We start from the raw sequence: 17,189 nt of genomic DNA on the forward strand, positions 1-17,189 counted from the left end.
CCGCGTTCAAACTTCACAGCGTTTGAAGTTCATGTAGGCGTTCCTGTATCGGCACCGCCGTTCATTTTGTAAGTGCAGCGTTCAGGGCTCCATGCGCCGGCGCTGGTACAGCCAATCCACAATGTCACCGCCAGGCACGTAGCCGCTTACGGTGTCACGCAGCAGCTGTCGCACGGTGGCAAAGTCATCTTCCGCAGTCGCCGCGCGCAGGGCGTCAAGGCGCTGCTTCAGCGCATCCCAAGGCAGGTAGTCCTCGTGTGCGCTCATGATCATGGGGTGGCGGGTGGCAATCACGTTGTCGCCGATCAGCAGCTCTTCGTACAACTTCTCGCCCGGGCGCAGGCCGGTGAAGTTGATGGCGATGTCGCCCAGCGGGTTGCGCTCGGAGCGGATGCTGAAGCCGGACAGGTGAATCATCTTTTCCGCCAGCTCCACGATCTTCACTGGTTCGCCCATGTCCAGCACGAACACATCGCCGCCCTGCCCCATGGAACCGGCCTGGATCACCAGCTGCGCGGCCTCGGGGATGGTCATGAAGTAGCGGGTGATTTTCGGGTGGGTCACGGTCAGCGGCCCACCGGCCTTGATCTGCTTGTGGAACAGCGGAATGACCGAGCCCGACGAGCCCAGCACGTTGCCGAAACGCACCATGGTGAAGCGGGTCTTGTTCACCTGTGAGACATTGCCGGTTTCGCCCATCAGTACCGGCGCCAGCTCACGGCTAAGGGCCTGCAGCACCATTTCGGCCAGGCGCTTGGTACTGCCCATCACGTTGGTGGGGCGCACGGCCTTGTCGGTGGAAATCAGCACGAAGTTGGCAACGCCGGCCTGCAGCGCCGCCTGGGCGGTGTACAGGGTGCCGAACACGTTGTTCGTCAGGCCTTCGGCAATGTTGTGCTCGACAATCGGCACATGCTTGTAGGCAGCGGCGTGGTACACGGTGTCCACCTGCCAGGCGCGCATCACGTCGAGCATCTTGGCCTGGTCGCGGACCGAGCCGAGGATGGGGATCAGCTGCACCGCCAGGCCTTCGCGAATGATGCGCTGCTCCAGTTCGCCGGCAATGGTGTACAGGTTGAATTCGCTGTGATCGAACAACAGCAGGGTGCGCGGTGTCTGCCCGAGGATCTGGCGGCACAGCTCGGAGCCGATAGAGCCGCCGGCACCGGTCACCATGACCGTCTGGTCGATGATGCAGTGCTGTAGCAGGTCGCCTTGCGCCGGTACCGCGTCGCGGCCCAGCAGGTCGGCAATGTCCACCTCCTGGATGTCGTCCACCTTGACCCGGCCGCTGGCCAGGTCCATGAAGCCGGGCACACTGCGCACGTGCAGCGGGTAGCCTTCCAGCAGGTTGAGGATTTCGCGACGACGGCTGCGGCTCACCGAGGGCAGCGCCAGCAGGATTTCTTCGGCGCCGGTATCGTCGATCATGCGTTGCAGTTGTTCCGGCTGGTACACCTGCAGGCCGGCGATCACTCGGTCAGTGATGCTGGCATCGTCGTCGATGAACGCTACCGGGCGCATGGCCTTGCCCATGCGCAGCGCCGCCACCAGCTGGTTACCGGCCGAGCCGGCGCCGTAGATGGCCACCCGTGGCAGGCCGTCGTCGCGGTTGGCAAAGGGCACGTGCTGCACGGCAGTGGCAAACCAGTCGCCGAGGAAGTACTGGCGCATGGCCAGACGCAGGCCTCCGACCATGATCAGGCTCAGCCACCAGTAGTTGAAGGTGATCGAGCGCGGCACCACGTTCTGGTGGTTGCTGGCCCAGTAGATGATGAAACCGAGGATCAGCGCCGACAGGGTCACCGCCTTGATGATCGCGATCAGTGCGTCATTGCCGAAATAGCGCATCACCGCCCGGTAAAGACCAAAGCGGATGAACAACGGGATCGAGATGATCGGCGCCGTGATGAACAGCCAGGTGTGATCACGGACAGGGTTGGCCAGGTCATCGATGCCCAGGCGCACGACAAACGCCAGCCACAGCGCGAACCAGACCAGAATTACATCGGTCGCTACCTGGATCAGCCGTTTGTGGCGTCGAGGTAGTCCAAGCAGTCTTGAGCGCAGCTTATCCATAGAACCTCTGAGAGTGTTGCAAAGTGACATGTCTAGCGTCTTCTTTCTATCACTCTAGCTAGTGTTCGAGTTCACCGGCGCGCCAGCGCACGGCCAGAAACGCCAATGGCAGGTAGGCGATGATCACGCCCAACACGCCGTCCAGGCCCAGCAACAGCACACACAAGGCCACCGGCAGCAGCCAGAACAGGTTGAGCCCGGCCACAGCCAGGGTCACCGGCAGGTGCTTGCCATAGTGGCGCGAGGCGAACTGGTAGGCGTGGCTGCGGTGCGCTTCGTACACCTTGTCGCCGCGCAGCAGGCGGCGGATCAGGGTGAAGGTAGCGTCGACCACGAACACGCCCAACAGGATCAGCCAGCACCAGAACAGCTGCGGCGCGGCCCAGGCCGCCTGCAGCGACAGGCCTGCCAGCACGATACCAAGGAAGCCACTGCCAGCGTCACCCATGAAGATCCTGGCCGGCGGGAAGTTCCAGAACAGGAAGCCCAGCGTGGCCGCGGCCAGCAACAGTGGCAACGCCATCAACTGTGGCACACCGGCCAGGGCCGAGAGCAGCACCATGCCCAGGCAGGCGGTCACCGCTTCGACGCTGGCGATGCCGTCGATACCGTCCATGAAGTTATACAGGTTGAGCATCCACACGCTGTAGAACGCGGCCAGGATGTAGCCGAACCACTGCAGGTCCAGGGTAAAGCCGAACACTTGCAGCGGCGCCAGGCCACCCAGCCAGTACAGCATCCAGGCGGCCGCGGCGAAGTGGCCAAGCAGGCGCCAGCGGGCAGCGATGTGGCCGTGGTCGTCCATGAAGCCGATTACCGCGATCAGTGCCCCTGCCCCGCCGATGGCAACCAGTGCCGGCAGCGGCACAGCGCCCGCCAGGCCCAGCAGCGGCAGGCAGCCAAGAAAGCTCAGCACAATGGCCACACCGCCACCCCGTGGGGTGGGCACGGTGTGCGAACTGCGCGCGTTGGGCACGTCGATGATCTGCTTGTTCAGGGCGTAGCGCCGCAGCACTGCGGTCAAAAGCAGGGATGCCCCTGCGACCAGGGGGATAAGCCACCATGCCATCATTTGTCTTGCTCTTTCAGAAAGTTGAGTGCCGTAGCCCGCAGTGCCTGGTCGACATCCAGCGGGGGCTGCCAGCCCAGCAGTTCACGGGTTTTGCCAATGTCTACCTGCAGCGAGCCGCACAGGCGCTGGGCCAGCCCGGCCTTGCCGGCCAAGGTGGCCGCGCCCTTCAACCAGGCGGCGGGCACGGGCAACAACCTGGCTGGCTTGCCCAGCGCCTTGCCCAACCGTTGCAGCAGTTCGGTGGTGGACAGGTCGTGGCCATCGCTAGCCAGAAAAGTCTGGTTGGCGGCGGCCGGGTGGTCGATGCAGGTCAGCAACAGGTCCACCAGGTTGTCCAGCGCCACCAGGCTGCGTTTGTTGTGGATGGCGCCAAATGGCAGCGGCACACCTTTGCTCAGCCAGTTCATCATGCTGCGGAAGTTGGCTTTCACGCCTGGACCATACACCAGCACCGGGCGCACGATCACCACTTCCAGCCCGGTTTCAGCCGCCAATTGGCGCAGGCCGTCTTCGGCTTCGCGCTTGGAGATGCCGTACGGGTCCGAAGGCGCGGGGGTTTCATCGGCGGTGAACGGCTGGCGGCCGTTGGTGGTTTCGCCGTTCACCTTCACCGAGCTTACAAAAATGAAGCGCCGCACACCGGCCTGGGCGGCGGCCCGGGCCAGGCTCAGGGTACCTTCCACGTTTACCCGGCGGAACTCGGCCAGCGGATCGGCGGCGGTTTCCTGCATAACGTGCACGCGGGAGGCCAGGTGGATTACGGTGTCGACATGCTCGAAATGCCCGGACGCAACATCCACCGCCGCCAGTTCGCTGAATGGCCGGTAGTCGACGCCCGCCAGCCGCTGGCCGGGCGCTTGCCGTACCAGCGCGCGCGGCGCCCAGCGTGTGTCTGCAGCAAGCCGTTGCAGCAACACCTTGCCGACAAAACCGCTACCGCCGGTGGCCAGGATACCTGGCCGTTGCCCGTTGCCTTGCTCGGCCATCAGCCTCTCCCCGCCCGGCCCAGCAGGCGGGTGAACACGCTACGGTACTGGTCTGCCACCACCGACCATCGGTAACGGCGGTTGGCAATTTCATGCAGGCGCGCCGAAAGCTGCGCACGGGCGCCTTCATCGGCAAACAGGGCTTGGGCGTGGTTGCGCAGCGAGGTGCTGTCGGCAAAGTACAGCGCCTGGTCTTCGGTGGTGGCGCGGTTGAACGACACATCGAAGGCCACCACCGGCAGGCCCAGCCACATGGCTTCGACAAGCGACGGGTTGGTGCCGCCGGCGCTGTGGCCATGCAGGTACACCGTGGCATTGCTGCGCAGCGGGCTCAGTTGCTCCACGTCGTAGATCGGGTCCAGCAGGTGAATGTTGCTTACCCCTTCGTATTGCTTGCGCAGTTGCACGCCGTATTCGCTGTGGTTCCAGTTGCCGATGATCGCCAGCGGCATGCCAGAGCCGGCGAAGGCTTCGAGAATGACATGGATGTTGTTCTCCGGCTCGATGCGGCACACCGTAAAGGCATAGGGCGCACCCAGGAAGGGGTAAGCCTGGCGGGCTTGCTCGCTTGGCTCGCCGGCCCGGGCCTGGTCGCCACCGTAGGCAATCAGTTCGCTGGGTTTGTTGTATTCGGCGGTCACGTATTCCTGCAACACCTTGTTGTCGGTGATGACCGCGTGGGCAAAACGCACGGCCACCGCTTCGGACAACTTCAGGAACCAGCGGGCGAAGTTGGACCACTTGGCGCGCTTCCATTCATAGCCGTCGATGTTCACCACGATCGGCTTGCGGGTCAGCAGGCGCATGAAAGGCAGGGCAATGCAGCCGGAAACACCCAGAATCAGCATCAGGTCATGCTTGCGGTAGGCGTGCAGCATGCTCAGCACATCGTACGGAATGCTTTGCACGCCATTGGCCTTGAGGTTCAGGTAGACCAGGCGGGCACGCTCGAAAAACTTCGGGCGCTGGGGGTAATGGGGCGCACTGCAATATACGGTGAGTTCGCAGTCACCCGGCAGGTTGCGCACCAATTGCTCGGTCAGTGTTTCCCAACCACCGTATTGAGCGGGTAAACCGACCGTACCAATCACTGCAATCTTATAGGTCATCAAACACCATCACGATTTTTTTCTGGAAGTTGGCAGTGGAAAACTCACTCGCTTTCCTGCGTGCGCACTCGGACAGTGCCTGGCACACCTGTGGGTCCTGCGACAGGCGCGCAACGGTGCGCACCAGTTGTTCATGGTTTTTCGAATCGATCTGGTAGCCCTCAACCCCGTCACTGACCAGTTCGACCGGGCCGCCTACCGGGGGCACTATGGTCGGGATGCCGAAAGCCATCGCCTCGAGAATGGTCAGGCCAAAGGTTTCAACCCAGCCGTCCACATGGGACAGGTTCAGCACCAGGCTGGCATTGCGGTAGAACTTCGCCACCTCGGCACTGGCCGGGCTGAGCATGAGGTTTTGCGGCAGAACCTTGCCGGCAAAGTAGGCGTCCACTTCCTGCGGGCTGGCATTGAGCACCAGGGTGAACTTCAGCACAGGGTTCGCGGCCAGTGCGGTGGCCAGGGCGACAAATTCGTCCACCCCTTTGTAGCCCTTCAACGACGCCAGCATCAGCACGTTGAAGCTGCCGTCGTGCAAGTGCTGGTACGGCGTGGCCATTGCCTGCTGCTGGAAGCCCTCGGCCAGCCCGTTGTACACGGTCACCGCTGGCACGCCGGCCACGCCCTCTTGTACCTGCAGGTACTTCGACACGTAGACCACCTTGCTGGCACAGCCGGCAATCACCCGGCGCAGGAACGCCTTGAGCAGCGCAGGCCGGATGGAGGTTTCGTGCACGTGGTAGACCACCTTGGCACCGCGCAAACGGGCGGCCAGGGCGGCACCAAAGGGCAGCATGGTGTTAACCAGCACGATCGACCCCGGCCGCACCTGGCGCAACAGGCTGAAGAACAGCGCCACCTGCGAGCCGGCATACGCCAGCAAGGTCAGCCAGCGGTTGTCGAAGCGCTTGTAGGCAAACCTGCAGGTGCGTACCTGCAGCTCGTCGAGCACACCGTGGCCGCTGCTGCCCACATGCAGGGTGCAGTCGGCGCCGTGTCGCTGTAGCGCGGTGATGGTCTGGTTCAACACCCGGGGGCTGCCGCTGTAGTCATTCAGCAGATGGACAAAGTGCAACGTTTTCATGCCACCCCTTCTTCCGCTACGCGCGCCTTGATGAACTTGGCCGGCACACCGCCATAAATCGAATTCTTGCGGTACACGCCCGCGGCCACCACCGCCCCTGCGGCGAACACGCAGCCGTCTTCGATCACCGCGCCATCGAGTACGGTCACCTTGGCGCCGATCCAGCAGTTGCGGCCCACCTTGATGCCCTGGCGGGTCACGCCCTGCAGGCGGATGGGTTGCAGCGGGTCTTCGAAGTTGTGGTTTTCCGAATGGAAGCTGACGAAGTTGCCGATGATGGTGTCGCTGCCGATCTCGATGCCGCCGGCGCAGCCCAGGAAGCAGCCGGCACCCAGGCCGACGTTGTCGCCAATCACCAGGCCCTTGCCGATGTTGGCCAGGCTGCCGGTGCACTCGATGATGATGTGCTTGTTCAGCGACACGGCGGTGCCGAAGCGGATGCCGTCATTGGACAAGGCATCGACGAAGCAGCCCTGGTCAATGACCAGCCCCGGGCCGTACTCGATCTTGCCCACTTCCTTCAGGGTTACCCCCGAGCCGATGAACGCCAGGCGCCGCCGGCGCAGGCGGATCACGCCGCGGCAGGCCATCAGCAGCTTGGTCACGAACAGCCCCAGCAGATAGCCCGACGAGATGCGCCGGTCGACAACCAATGGGCGCTTTTTAACCAGCAGCACCAGCTTTTCGAGCAAGGCATGCATCATTTCACGGCCCTCACCTGGGTAAACAAGGCCTTGACGAAGGCCGGACGGCGGTAGGCCACCGCTTTGCGAATGGCCGCATAGACCAGGTACAGGTCAAGCAGGCCTCGCTCCAGCAGGCCGTGGGAATGGAAGCTGATACGCAGCCCGTGGATCATTTCCTCGAAGCGGAACAAGGCACGCTCGGGGGTATCGGCACTGTGCTCGGACAGGTCGTGGGCAATCTCCACATCCAGCACGCAGGCCTTGGGGAAATAACCCTCGTAGCGGATGAAAAAGTCGGTATCGGTGGCATAGAAGCGCAACCGCTCGTCATAGAAAGGCGTCATGCGCTGGAAGCACTCGCGAGTGAAGATCAGGCCACTGTTGATGCCCAGCAGGTTTTTCGAGTCCACCAGCCCCGCGGCCACGTTGGGGGTAAGGCGGCCCATGAACAACCAGCGCTTGCCGGGGCTGACCAGTTGCCCATGGCTGACCAGCCGGGGCATGAACACGCCCACCTGCTCGCCGCCTGGCGCACGGCGTACCTGGCCGATCTGCGCCAGGCAGCTGGACAGGCGGATGTTCGAGTAGTTGGTGTCGTCGTCCGAGATCATGAACAGGTCGACCCCGGCGGCAAACGCCTGTTCGGCCACCTGGTTGTAGACCACCGACAACCGCTGGTTGTCCGCCTCGTACCAGCGTACGCCCGGGCACGGCTGTGCCACGCCGGGGGAGTTGTTCCAGACGTACAGCTGCAGGTCGATACCCTCGTCACGCAGTAACGCCTGCTGCGCGAGCAACGACTGCAGGGCAATCGAGTCCTGGCTAGCTTTCCGATACAGAACGATCAGGACTGCCAGGCTCAACTTTTGTTCTTCTGTTTTCACCAATGATCACCATCACCACGATCGCGAAAATGTAGAGGACAACACTGTTCGTATAGGACTGGAAAAAGAACGAGCTCAGGAAGAACGGATAGCTGGCAATCACGAAGTTGCCCAGGCCGTTTTTCCAGGAGCTGCCGTGAGGCCTGTCCCGGACGATGATCGTCACCAGCTTGTGATACCAGAGGATCAACCCGGCCATGATCAGCAGGCCGACCAGACCGCAGGTGGCCAGCAGGTTGAGCCAGAACGAATCGAACCAGTGCGGCTGGCCCGGGCCTACCGCGCCAAAGCCATAGCCCATGGGGTGCGCGCCAAGCACCTCAAACATGTGCAGCCACTGCCGCTCACGGTCCAGTGCCGACAAGTCCTCGGTGTAGCCCATCGACAGGTAGGCGAAAATCGCCACGGTCAGGCCCACGAACTGCAGGTAGCCCAGCAGGGAGATCAGCCAGGCCGTACGCAGTACCCGGGCCGCCACCAGCATCGAGCAGATGCACACCAGGCCGATCATGGCCGTACGCACCGAACCGATCACAATCAGCCCGCACAGCAGCAGGAAGGCAACACTCAGCAGCAGGCGCCGGGTCAAAGACCAGTTGCGCCCGCTGAGCAACACGGCCAGGGTCATGGCGGCGGTATTGAGGATTACCGCAGAAAACTCCAGCGTGCCGGTAAAGAAACCGGAAACCCGCGGCAGCCCGTCACGCATCGAGTTGTAGGGTTGCAGCTCATAGCCTTTGGCGGTAAGCAGCGGCCAGTACCAGAACTGCTCGGCCGAGACGATGGTCAGGTACTGGTAAAACGCATACGCGCCGGTAAGTACGCTCATCGCCAGCACCGACCAGTACACATGGCGCAGCTTCTTCTCGGTCGACACCGCGTGGGCCCAGATGGCCACCGCCATGCCGACGAACACCGGCACGGCCAGTGCGCGGAACATGCGCACCGACGACGCTCTAAGGTCGCCGAACAGCAGATACAGGAAGACGAAGAACAGCACGACCAGCAACCACCGCCCGACTTCGAGGTTGACCATGCCACGTGCCGTGACACTGGCCAGCACCCGCAGCAGCAGCCACATGATCATCAGCAGGCTGATCATTTCTCGCCAACCGGCAAACACACTGCCCAGCTCCAGCGTCAACACGACGAAGTCGCTGAAGAACAGCAGGCAGAACAGCACGCCGATAAATATCCTGATCACACTCACCCTCGCGCTCTGGTCAGCCTGGCCAGCCGGAACAGCACGACCTTGATCAAGAGTTTGATTCTCGGCACCCAGGCGTAGGCAAACAGGGTTCGCAACGCCAGGTTCGTGTCTATGCGGCACAGGGCGTCGAAGGCATCCGCAGGGATCATGCTAGTGACCTTACCTGTCGGTTTCATGAAATCGAGGTTGCCCGTCCACGGCAACATGGCTGCCAGTTCGTTCTCGCTGAATTCGCCCCGCTCGATGCACGCCAGGTAACGCGCTTTCACCGACTCCAGCGAGTTGACCCGCTGCACCGCTTCCACCACCGAGGCACTGGGCCGGGGTTGTTCGATGCTGGCCAGCAGCTGGTCGATGCTGGCCACCTTCAGGCCGTCTGCCGGGGAATAGCCCTGAATCGGCGCCACCAGCCCCACGCAACGCCGGCCCTTGAGCAATTGCTCGGCGAACGCCGTGCCACCGGGTATAGGGTAGCTGTCCAGGTAGAAGTCGGCTTTTTCCGCAAAGGCCAGGTAGTCCTTGTACGGCAGGTGGCGGCGGATGAAGAAGCGCTTTGGGTAGCGCAGCTTCACTGTCCACCACCAGGTGTTGGTCAGGGGGTTGGCACCGATGATCCAGCACTCGGCATTGGGGAAACGCTGAAGAATCGCCGTGATCGACGGACGCATGTCCAGGCCGCCGTGGGGCTTGTACTTGGCCGCCGAGGCAGCGCTGAACACCTTGATCCGCTCATGGGTTGGCACGGCACCCGGCACTTTGGCGCCGCTGGTCTCGATCGGTATCGCCAGGAAGCTCTTCTGGCAGGAGAGGTGCTTTTTCTTGTCCAGGTGGTGCCCGTAGGCGCTGATCTCGAAATACACGTCGGCCACCGACGCGCCAAAGCTGAACACGTGGTCGGCATGGTTGACGAAATACACTGTCAGCGCGGCGCCACGTTGTTGCTTCAGCAGGCCGCAGGCGACGGTGGTGATGATGTCGTCCGGGTGAATGTGCAACACCACCTTGTCGTACTGGGCCAGGATGTCGACGATGGACTGCAGGCGGGCACACGGGTCATCGCCGCGCGCCACCTCGATATGGGCGAAATAGCCTGCCAGGCGTTCGAGCACCTGGGGCTTGGCGCTGCGCGCGACCAGCAGGTCCACAGGCCCCTCGTGCATGTGCGCCAGGCGCTCCATCAGCCGGGTGTGCCCGCCTTGCATATAGGGTTCGCTGACCACATGCAGGCAGCCGCGCGATACGCTGCTGACAGCCGGCAGCGTGACCTGGCTGGCGCATCGGGCCACCAGGTGGCGCTCCAGCGCGGTGGCATCATAAATACCCAGGTCCACCGCCCAGAGCAGTGCCCCATAGACCTGCGCCTGCACCAATGCCTGGGCAGGTTCAGCGCCAAGGATGCGCCCATGTAACTGTTCGATGACGTCCTTCATCTCTACTCAGCTCCGCGTCGTATCGCCAACAATAATGTGCAAACGACGGAATACCGAGAAATACATCACGACTCCGTACAACAGGTAGTTTGCCGCGTATGCAAGGGTAACTTTTTCATACCCCCACAACTGGGTGAAATAGACCGTCAGAGCATAAAGCGAAAGCGTCGAGAGGACTTCGGTAATCAGATACAACCGGGTGAGTGCCTTGCCGAGCATCAGGTAGGCCATCAACCAACTGATGACCTTCAAGCTGTCCCCTACCATCTGCCATGCGAACAGCTCACGCATGGGCAGGAATGACGCCGAGAAAAGGACATGGATGATGAAGTCCCTGAGCAGGTAGATAACCAGGCCGGCAGCAATGGTCAGGGGCAGGATGAGCTTGTATCCCTGAATGATTTCCCGACGAAGTTCACCTGCATCTGAAAGCTCCGAGAGCCTCGGCAGGTAATAGACCGCAAGCGTCGTGGTGATCAACATGAGATAGGCCGTGCTCAACCGCCACATGGCCTCCCAGTAACCAGCGTGATCCCAGCCGAACTCCGCCCCCAGGTAATCCCGGATGAACACATGGCAAACGGGCAGAGAACATGCTGTCACAACGGCCATGAGGGCAAACTTTGCCAGCCGGGACAAGGACTGCTTGTCCAGCGCCCCGATGAAATCTGAGAGGCGGAACCATGATGTGCGCATGCAGATGACCAAGGTGGCCACGAAGCTCAACGACTGGTACACAGCCAGCGAAACCAGCGCACCGTACAACCCCAGCCTGATGGTCAGGGCACAGGTCACCACCAGCGATATCAGGCTGCCAGAAATATTGGCAAGCACGTAGCGCTGAACGTCTTTCTTGCCGTTCAGAATGCCCAGCAGCAAAGAGTTGAAAGCAAAAAATACCAAGGTAGCGGCAAACCACACCAGCACTGGGGCGAGTTTTTCGTCGTTGAAAAACCAACCTGCCAATGGTGCCCGCATGGCCACGATCAGCACTGCCAATACACACGAAACCAGCAGTGACAGCGTCCCGGCAGTTCGCCAGATCCTGTGTTGTTCGTCCGGCCGATCAGCAAACTCCGCCGTGTACTTGGTTACCCCTGTGCTGACAGCGCCGCTGGCCAGTGTCGTGAACATGGTAACGGCATTCTGCAATTGCCCGATCGCCGCGTAACCCGCTGGCCCTACATAAAGGGCCAGCACCTTGTTGAGCCCCAGCAATGTCGCCATCTTTACAAAAACAGCAATAGCATTCAGCAGACTGGTCTTGATCAACGTCATGTATTATTGCCCGGACACAGTAAAACTGTTGCAGGCATCGATGACCGTCTGAATATCCGCGTCGCTCATGGTGGGGTCGACAGGCAGGCTGAGCACTTCATCATGAATTTTTTCAGTCAGCGGCAGGCTCAAACCGTTGTACTGACTGTAAGCCTGCTGCCTGTGAGGCGGGATTGGGTAGTGAACCAGCGTCTGTATCCCTTGCTCGCGAAGATGTTGCTGCAAATCGTTTCTGTGCGGCGTGCGTACTACATACAGATGCCAGACATGCTCCTCGACAACACTATTTTGCGGCTGGACGATTTGAGCATTTTGAATGCCCGCGCGGTAGCACTTGGTGATGTGCCGGCGCCGGCTGATTTCTTCACCCAGATACTTGAGCTTCACGTCCAGCATAGCCGCCTGGATCTCGTCCAAACGACTGTTCACTCCGACGTACAAGTTCTTGTACTTCTCATGGGAGCCGTAGTTTCTGAGGGCGCGCAGCACTTCCGCCAACTCGGCATCCGAGGTGGTTATCGCCCCGGCATCACCGAGCGCACCCAGATTCTTGCCCGGATAGAAGCTGAAGCCCGAGGCATTCCCCCAGCTCCCCGCCCGCTTGCCATCGATTGAGGCACCGTGAGCCTGGGCCGAGTCTTCGAGTACCAGCAAACCGTATTCGGCGGCAATCTCGGTGATCGCCTTCATGTCTGCAATTTGCCCATACAGGTGTACCGGCAGGATGACGCGCGTCTTGTCGGTAATAGCCTGGCGTATGAGGGAGGTATCAATATTGAAGGTTGCGGGGTCAGGTTCGACGAGCACAGGCTCAAGCCCACTGGCGGTGATTGCCAGGATGCTCGCAATGTAGGTATTGGCCGGGACGATGACTTCATCACCCTGCTTCACCCGCCCCAGCTGTTTCCAGGCAGTCAAGGTCAACGTCAGCGCATCGAGGCCGTTTGCCACGCCAATGCAATGAGCGGTACCGCAATAAGCGGCAAAGTTGCTTTCAAAGCGGGCCAGAGCGCTACCGCCGATGTACCAGCCGGAATCGATGACATCGGCACACGCTTGCAACAATTCTTCGCGGTACTGTTTATTGACGGCCTTGAGATTCAGGAAATCAACCATGCTCTAGCTCCCTTGTTATTTTTGCCGGATTACCCACTACCACGCAGTAATCAGGTACATCCTTTGTCACGACGGCACCGGCACCTACCATGGCATGTCGACCAATCGTGACGCCCGGGAGCAATGTTGCGTTGGCACCGATGCTGCAGCCTTCCTTCAGCACCGTGACTTCGTATGCCTCGGGGTAACACTTGGAGCGCGGTACTCTGTCGTTGGTGAATGTAGCATTGGGGCCAATGAAGACATTGTCCTCGATCACGAGCCCCTCCCACAGAAACACACCACTTTTCACGGTGACGTTGTCCCCGACTACAACCCCTCCTTCGATCAGGGTGTGGGCGCATATGTTGCAGTTGCTGCCAATTCGCGCACCTTTGAGGATGACCGCGTATTGCCAGACTCTGGTTTTTTCACCGATGGCATCGGTTTGTACATCGGCCAAGGCATGAATGCTAGGCATGGGCGATCAGCCTCTTGAAGTCATCGTAACTGCGAATGTAATCACGCTCGTCGTAGGTTTCACTGGCGATGACCATGAGTACGCAGTCTTCACTGAAATCATGCATTTCACGCCAGACCATATTCTTGATCAGCAAGGCTTTCTGTGGCGCGTCAAGCATATGGTCGACTCGGCCGGTACCGTCATCCAGGGTCATGCGGCAACTGCCGGCCAGGCAGATTATCAGTTGCTGGAGATCCCGGTGGGCATGGAAGCCGCGGCTGACGCCGGCCTTGGTACCGAAGATGTAGTAGACGCGACGGATGGCAAACGGGATATTCAACGCCTTTTCAATACTGATCAGGCTCCCGCGATCATCACCAATGATCGGTAGTACCAAGTCTTCCGCCTGCCCTTTCAGGATCAGCGGTGGCAAGTCAGCCTCGGCAAGGGTTGGCGCAATCGCATCCTTGTCACTGATCAGCAGCCCCTCCAGCTGTGGCCATTCGATGGCAAGGTCCGGGTCATTCCAGGCAATGCTGCGTTCATGCTCTTTGGAATAGACATTGGTCGTGCGGTACTGAAACACCGTATCTTCTTCCAGCGCGATAAAACCATGGGCGAAGCCTTCAGGCACCCACATCATCTTGCGGTTGGCCGCCGACAGCTCCATGCCTACCCACTGCCCGAAGGTAGGGGAGCCTTTTCGAATATCCACTGCCACGTCGAACACTGCGCCCTTGACCACGCTTACCAACTTGCCTTGGGCAAATGGATAAAGCTGATAGTGCAAGCCGCGCATGACGCCCTTTTTGGATAAAGAGCAATTTTCCTGAACAAAAGAAGGCGGAAGGGTAATACCTTGCGCACTGAGCAAGGCATGAAACTTAGGCTCGCTATAAGACTCATAGAACCAGCCCCTGTCGTCCTCGAAAACGGTAGGTTCAAAAACGACTACGTCCGAGATATTTGTTTCTATGAGCTTCACGCAACCAGCCTCTTGTTGAAATTTATTACTATCAGTTCGACTCTTCCCGCAGCATACAGGCTCGGGGGGGGCGGGGTAGCTCAAACGCGCCCCAGACGACGCTCTCTTTCAGTAGATACCAGGTGGGTAAATGCGGCCAGGAGCACACCGAGTACCAGCCCTGCGAACACACCCCCTACGACAATAAGCAATTTGCGCAGCCGGACCGGGGTATCAGGCACCTCGATGGCACCATCCTGCTGAAACACCTCGATCACGGCCGGGTTCAGCTGCAGGTTGCGGTAGAAGTCGAGTTTCTCCTGGATCTCCCGCAAACCGGCGACGAATGGGTCATCGGACTCCCGCGTGCGAAGGTTTGCAAGCTCTGCCTCAAGGGCCTGGCTACCGCGCATGTAGGTCAGTGCGCCCTGCATGCCGCCAGACACCTCAGTATCCATGCCACTGGCAATGATGGGGGGCTTGCTCAGGTTCACTGCCTTGGCAACTTTCAGCGCCTCTTCAAGGCGGGCGATTTGATCTTCCCGCTGCTTGTGCGCCGCATCTCGTGCGCTGCGGATCTGTTGCTCCAGGTTCTTGACCAGCACCTTCACTTCAGTATCGGCATCTTCAACCAGCGTCTTTTTAGCAAGGTCGCTGGCCATTTCCGAAAAACGCGTTACCCACTTCACACTCATCTTGGGGTCGTCGCTTAACGCCCTGATCAAAAAGCGCTCGGCACTATCTCCCGCCACAGCCCCCACAGTCAATACCTTGCCAAACTGGTCATAAAGTGCATCTTGAGAGCCTTGGCGGGCGACCTCTGGCAAATTAGGCAAATAGACCGCGCGAAAAAACTGGCGCCGCAGTGACTCGGATTGCAGGGAACGCAGGTAAATCTGATAAACATCTTTGGGTGTAAACGCTTTGAGGCCGCTGGCTTCAGTGCGGCCATAGTTCAACTGGGCAATATCATTCTTGGTAGGTGGCAATATAAAAGACTTGGCCTCATACATCGGCGTCTTTAGCCAAACATAAACAAGAGTAGCTGCAGTAACTAAAACAACGCACGAAAGGATGAGCAGCTTACGACTCCACAAGACATGCCAGAGTTCGAGAACATCAACTTCGTCATTTTCGACTCCGGGACTACGTTCATTTCGCATTTGTTCTCGTTTTCCTTAGATCCGGCCATTTGCATGATTCCTATGTCAGCCAGGCTTAGCCTTGGCTGCAGCTGACCTGACGAAAGACCAGCTGAAGCTAAGCGTAGCGGCATTTTGCTCATCCACCGCAGACCGCTCGAAACGACCTACAGCTTTAGCACTTATCCGATCTAAGAGAAAGATACCGTCAACAAAGTTCCACCGCCGCCCCACGAGCCGACGGCCTGCGGCTCGCTACTGGGCAACCATGACGTCGACCTCCCTACCGCCGCGCTTGCTTAATGCTTCGGCCAAAGCTGATTTCGCCCGAGCTTCTCCATGTACCAGCACAACCTTCCTTGCGGCTTTCGCACCATCCAGCGCGAAGCTAACCAACCCCTGCTGATCCGCATGACCAGAGTAGCCCGGCAAGGTTACGACTTTTGCGCGCACCTCATACATCCGCCCATCCAGATCAATCTGCACAAACCCTTCCGCCCCTTCACTCGCCTGTATCACCGCGCCCGGCGTGCCCTTGGCCTGATAACCGATAAACATCACCTCGTGCCGCGGATCCCCGAGCATGGCCTTGAGGTAATTGACGATGCGCCCACCCGAACACATGCCATTGCCAGCAATCACGATCGCCGGCCGCCCGGTGCTCTTCAGGTAATTGACCACCTGCTGGTGGCGGGCATGGGTGTCCACGCTGATCAACTGGCTGAAGCCAAGCGGGTCGCGCCCTTCTGCCAGGCGCGCCCTGGCTTCGGCATCCCAGTAGTCGTGCAACTCCCGGTACACACCGGTAATGCGCTGGGCCAATGGTGAGTCAAGGATGATGGGCAGCTGTGACCAGTCGAGCGGGTCGCCCTCGGAGGCCGGGCCGGCCTTGTTCAGCAAGGCCTTGCGATGAAGAATGCCTTCGAGCTCGTACAGCAGCTCCTGGGTGCGGCCGAGACTGAAGGCCGGAATGAGCAGCGTGCCCTGGTCGGCAAGGGCGCGGTCGATGGCCGCTTCCAGCCGCTGCTGCCGGTCGCCTGCAGGCGGGTGCAGGCGGTCGCCGTAGGTGCTTTCCAGTACCAGCACATCGGCCCGTTCCGGGGGCAGCACAGGGCGCAGCAAAGGGTTGCCACCGGCGCCAAGGTCACCGGAGAACACATATCGGGTATTGGCTTGTTCACGCTGCACATCGCATTCGACATAGGCCGAACCCAGCAGATGACCAGCGCGCTGCAGGCGAATGCGGCAACCGAGGCCGGGGCGCTCGACCAGGGTGTGCCACTGCTCGAAAGGCACCGGCACGATCAGGTCGCGGATGAACTCCAGGTACCTCGCCACTTGGGCGGGCTCACTGCTGATACTCAGTTTGTAGGCATCTTCCAGCACCAGAGGCAGCAGCCGGGCGGACGGCTCGCTGCACAGGATCGGGCCACGGTAGCCGGCAGCCAGCAATGCCGGAATGCGACCTACATGGTCGAGATGCACATGGGTGATGACCAGGGCCTGAATACCCTGCACGTCGAAGCCCAACGGTGCCGATGCTGCGCCTGGCGCGGCCTCGGCGCCCTGCTCCAGGCCGCAGTCGATCAGCAGGCTGGTGGACGGGGCGAGGTGCAGTTGATGGCATGAGCCGGTGACGCCACGGGCACCACCGTGATGGGAAAGGACAGGATATTCCATGCTGCGCACACTCGCCTGGGCCGAAAATGA

Annotated in this window: 15 protein-coding genes and 1 pseudogene; all 16 read right to left on the reverse strand. The window is 60.4% G+C overall.

The genetic code is table 11. The features are described 5' to 3' along the window. Positions 1-81 precede the first annotated feature (81 nt). Positions 82-2,079, reverse strand: coding sequence for a nucleoside-diphosphate sugar epimerase/dehydratase (locus CAG00_RS21800; RefSeq protein ID WP_085665317.1), 1,998 nt, complete (start codon positions 2,077-2,079; stop codon positions 82-84). Positions 2,080-2,137: 58 nt separating this feature from the next. Then, the gene (locus tag CAG00_RS21805) at positions 2,138-3,151 is read right to left on the reverse strand and encodes a glycosyltransferase family 4 protein (protein ID WP_085617693.1); all 1,014 of its coding nucleotides are present in this window, start codon (positions 3,149-3,151) and stop codon (positions 2,138-2,140) included. After that, positions 3,148-4,137, reverse strand: coding sequence for an SDR family oxidoreductase (locus tag CAG00_RS21810; RefSeq protein ID WP_085665318.1), 990 nt, complete (start codon positions 4,135-4,137; stop codon positions 3,148-3,150). The genes CAG00_RS21805 and CAG00_RS21810 overlap by 4 nt, the downstream gene beginning before the upstream one ends. Next, a complete protein-coding gene (locus tag CAG00_RS21815; protein ID WP_085590016.1) occupies positions 4,137-5,246 on the reverse strand; it encodes a DUF1972 domain-containing protein in 1,110 nt (369 codons plus the stop codon). Before CAG00_RS21815 ends, CAG00_RS21810 begins: the two co-directional genes overlap by 1 nt. After that, positions 5,236-6,327, reverse strand: a complete 1,092-nt coding sequence (locus CAG00_RS21820) for a glycosyltransferase family 4 protein (RefSeq protein WP_085590014.1) — start codon at positions 6,325-6,327, stop codon at positions 5,236-5,238. Before CAG00_RS21820 ends, CAG00_RS21815 begins: the two co-directional genes overlap by 11 nt. Continuing rightward, on the reverse strand, positions 6,324-7,031 hold the full coding sequence (locus tag CAG00_RS21825; RefSeq protein WP_046615532.1) for an acyltransferase: 708 nt from the start codon (positions 7,029-7,031) through the stop codon (positions 6,324-6,326). Before CAG00_RS21825 ends, CAG00_RS21820 begins: the two co-directional genes overlap by 4 nt. Next, complete coding sequence (locus CAG00_RS21830) at positions 7,028-7,876, reverse strand: hypothetical protein (protein WP_085590012.1); 849 nt, start codon at positions 7,874-7,876, stop codon at positions 7,028-7,030. The genes CAG00_RS21825 and CAG00_RS21830 overlap by 4 nt, the downstream gene beginning before the upstream one ends. Next, positions 7,836-9,101, reverse strand: coding sequence for a hypothetical protein (locus CAG00_RS21835; protein WP_176240909.1), 1,266 nt, complete (start codon positions 9,099-9,101; stop codon positions 7,836-7,838). The genes CAG00_RS21830 and CAG00_RS21835 overlap by 41 nt, the downstream gene beginning before the upstream one ends. A 2-nt stretch (positions 9,102-9,103) precedes the next feature. Then, positions 9,104-10,537: a hypothetical protein gene (locus tag CAG00_RS21840; RefSeq protein ID WP_085665320.1), complete on the reverse strand. Its 1,434-nt coding sequence runs from the start codon at positions 10,535-10,537 to the stop codon at positions 9,104-9,106. Between the two features lie 6 nt (positions 10,538-10,543). Further along, entirely contained in the window at positions 10,544-11,815 is a 1,272-nt protein-coding gene (locus CAG00_RS21845) for an O-antigen translocase (RefSeq protein WP_085665321.1), read from the reverse strand. 3 nt (positions 11,816-11,818) lie between these two features. After that, a complete protein-coding gene (locus CAG00_RS21850) occupies positions 11,819-12,931 on the reverse strand; it encodes a DegT/DnrJ/EryC1/StrS aminotransferase family protein (protein WP_085665322.1) in 1,113 nt (370 codons plus the stop codon). Continuing rightward, positions 12,924-13,391: an acyltransferase gene (locus CAG00_RS21855; protein ID WP_085590002.1), complete on the reverse strand. Its 468-nt coding sequence runs from the start codon at positions 13,389-13,391 to the stop codon at positions 12,924-12,926. Before CAG00_RS21855 ends, CAG00_RS21850 begins: the two co-directional genes overlap by 8 nt. Further along, entirely contained in the window at positions 13,384-13,806 is a 423-nt protein-coding gene (locus tag CAG00_RS29155) for an FdtA/QdtA family cupin domain-containing protein (protein ID WP_236222652.1), read from the reverse strand. Before CAG00_RS29155 ends, CAG00_RS21855 begins: the two co-directional genes overlap by 8 nt. Further along, a pseudogene (gene rfbC, locus CAG00_RS29160) lies at positions 13,798-14,358 on the reverse strand (dTDP-4-dehydrorhamnose 3,5-epimerase); the annotation flags it as partial. The pseudogene rfbC and the gene CAG00_RS29155, both read right to left, overlap by 9 nt. Before the next feature lie 80 nt (positions 14,359-14,438). Continuing rightward, positions 14,439-15,500 carry an LPS O-antigen chain length determinant protein WzzB gene (locus CAG00_RS21865; protein ID WP_085665323.1) on the reverse strand — a complete coding sequence of 354 codons (1,062 nt, stop codon included), beginning with the start codon at positions 15,498-15,500 and terminating at the stop codon, positions 14,439-14,441. A 234-nt stretch (positions 15,501-15,734) separates the two neighbouring features. Next, positions 15,735-17,159: an MBL fold metallo-hydrolase RNA specificity domain-containing protein gene (locus tag CAG00_RS21870; protein WP_085665324.1), complete on the reverse strand. Its 1,425-nt coding sequence runs from the start codon at positions 17,157-17,159 to the stop codon at positions 15,735-15,737. Between the last annotated feature and the right edge of the window lie 30 nt (positions 17,160-17,189).

The sequence above is a fragment of the Pseudomonas sp. B5(2017) genome (assembly GCF_002112825.1).
GTDB classification, from domain to species: domain Bacteria; phylum Pseudomonadota; class Gammaproteobacteria; order Pseudomonadales; family Pseudomonadaceae; genus Aquipseudomonas; species Aquipseudomonas putida_Z.

Excerpts from the sequence above, each read along its gene's own strand:
- CAG00_RS21845 (WP_085665321.1), bottom strand. The coding sequence starts at position 11,815 with ATGACGTTGATCAAGACCAGTCTGCTGAATGCTATTGCTGTTTTTGTA.
- CAG00_RS21870 (WP_085665324.1), bottom strand. The coding sequence starts at position 17,159 with ATGGAATATCCTGTCCTTTCCCATCACGGTGGTGCCCGTGGCGTCACC.
- CAG00_RS21865 (WP_085665323.1), bottom strand. The coding sequence starts at position 15,500 with ATGCGAAATGAACGTAGTCCCGGAGTCGAAAATGACGAAGTTGATGTT.
- CAG00_RS21855 (WP_085590002.1), bottom strand. The coding sequence starts at position 13,391 with ATGCCTAGCATTCATGCCTTGGCCGATGTACAAACCGATGCCATCGGT.
- CAG00_RS21820 (WP_085590014.1), bottom strand. The coding sequence starts at position 6,327 with ATGAAAACGTTGCACTTTGTCCATCTGCTGAATGACTACAGCGGCAGC.
- CAG00_RS21810 (WP_085665318.1), bottom strand. The coding sequence starts at position 4,137 with ATGGCCGAGCAAGGCAACGGGCAACGGCCAGGTATCCTGGCCACCGGC.
- CAG00_RS21800 (WP_085665317.1), bottom strand. The coding sequence starts at position 2,079 with ATGGATAAGCTGCGCTCAAGACTGCTTGGACTACCTCGACGCCACAAA.
- CAG00_RS21805 (WP_085617693.1), bottom strand. The coding sequence starts at position 3,151 with ATGATGGCATGGTGGCTTATCCCCCTGGTCGCAGGGGCATCCCTGCTT.
- CAG00_RS21840 (WP_085665320.1), bottom strand. The coding sequence starts at position 10,537 with ATGAAGGACGTCATCGAACAGTTACATGGGCGCATCCTTGGCGCTGAA.
- CAG00_RS21825 (WP_046615532.1), bottom strand. The coding sequence starts at position 7,031 with ATGATGCATGCCTTGCTCGAAAAGCTGGTGCTGCTGGTTAAAAAGCGC.
- CAG00_RS21815 (WP_085590016.1), bottom strand. The coding sequence starts at position 5,246 with ATGACCTATAAGATTGCAGTGATTGGTACGGTCGGTTTACCCGCTCAA.
- CAG00_RS21850 (WP_085665322.1), bottom strand. The coding sequence starts at position 12,931 with ATGGTTGATTTCCTGAATCTCAAGGCCGTCAATAAACAGTACCGCGAA.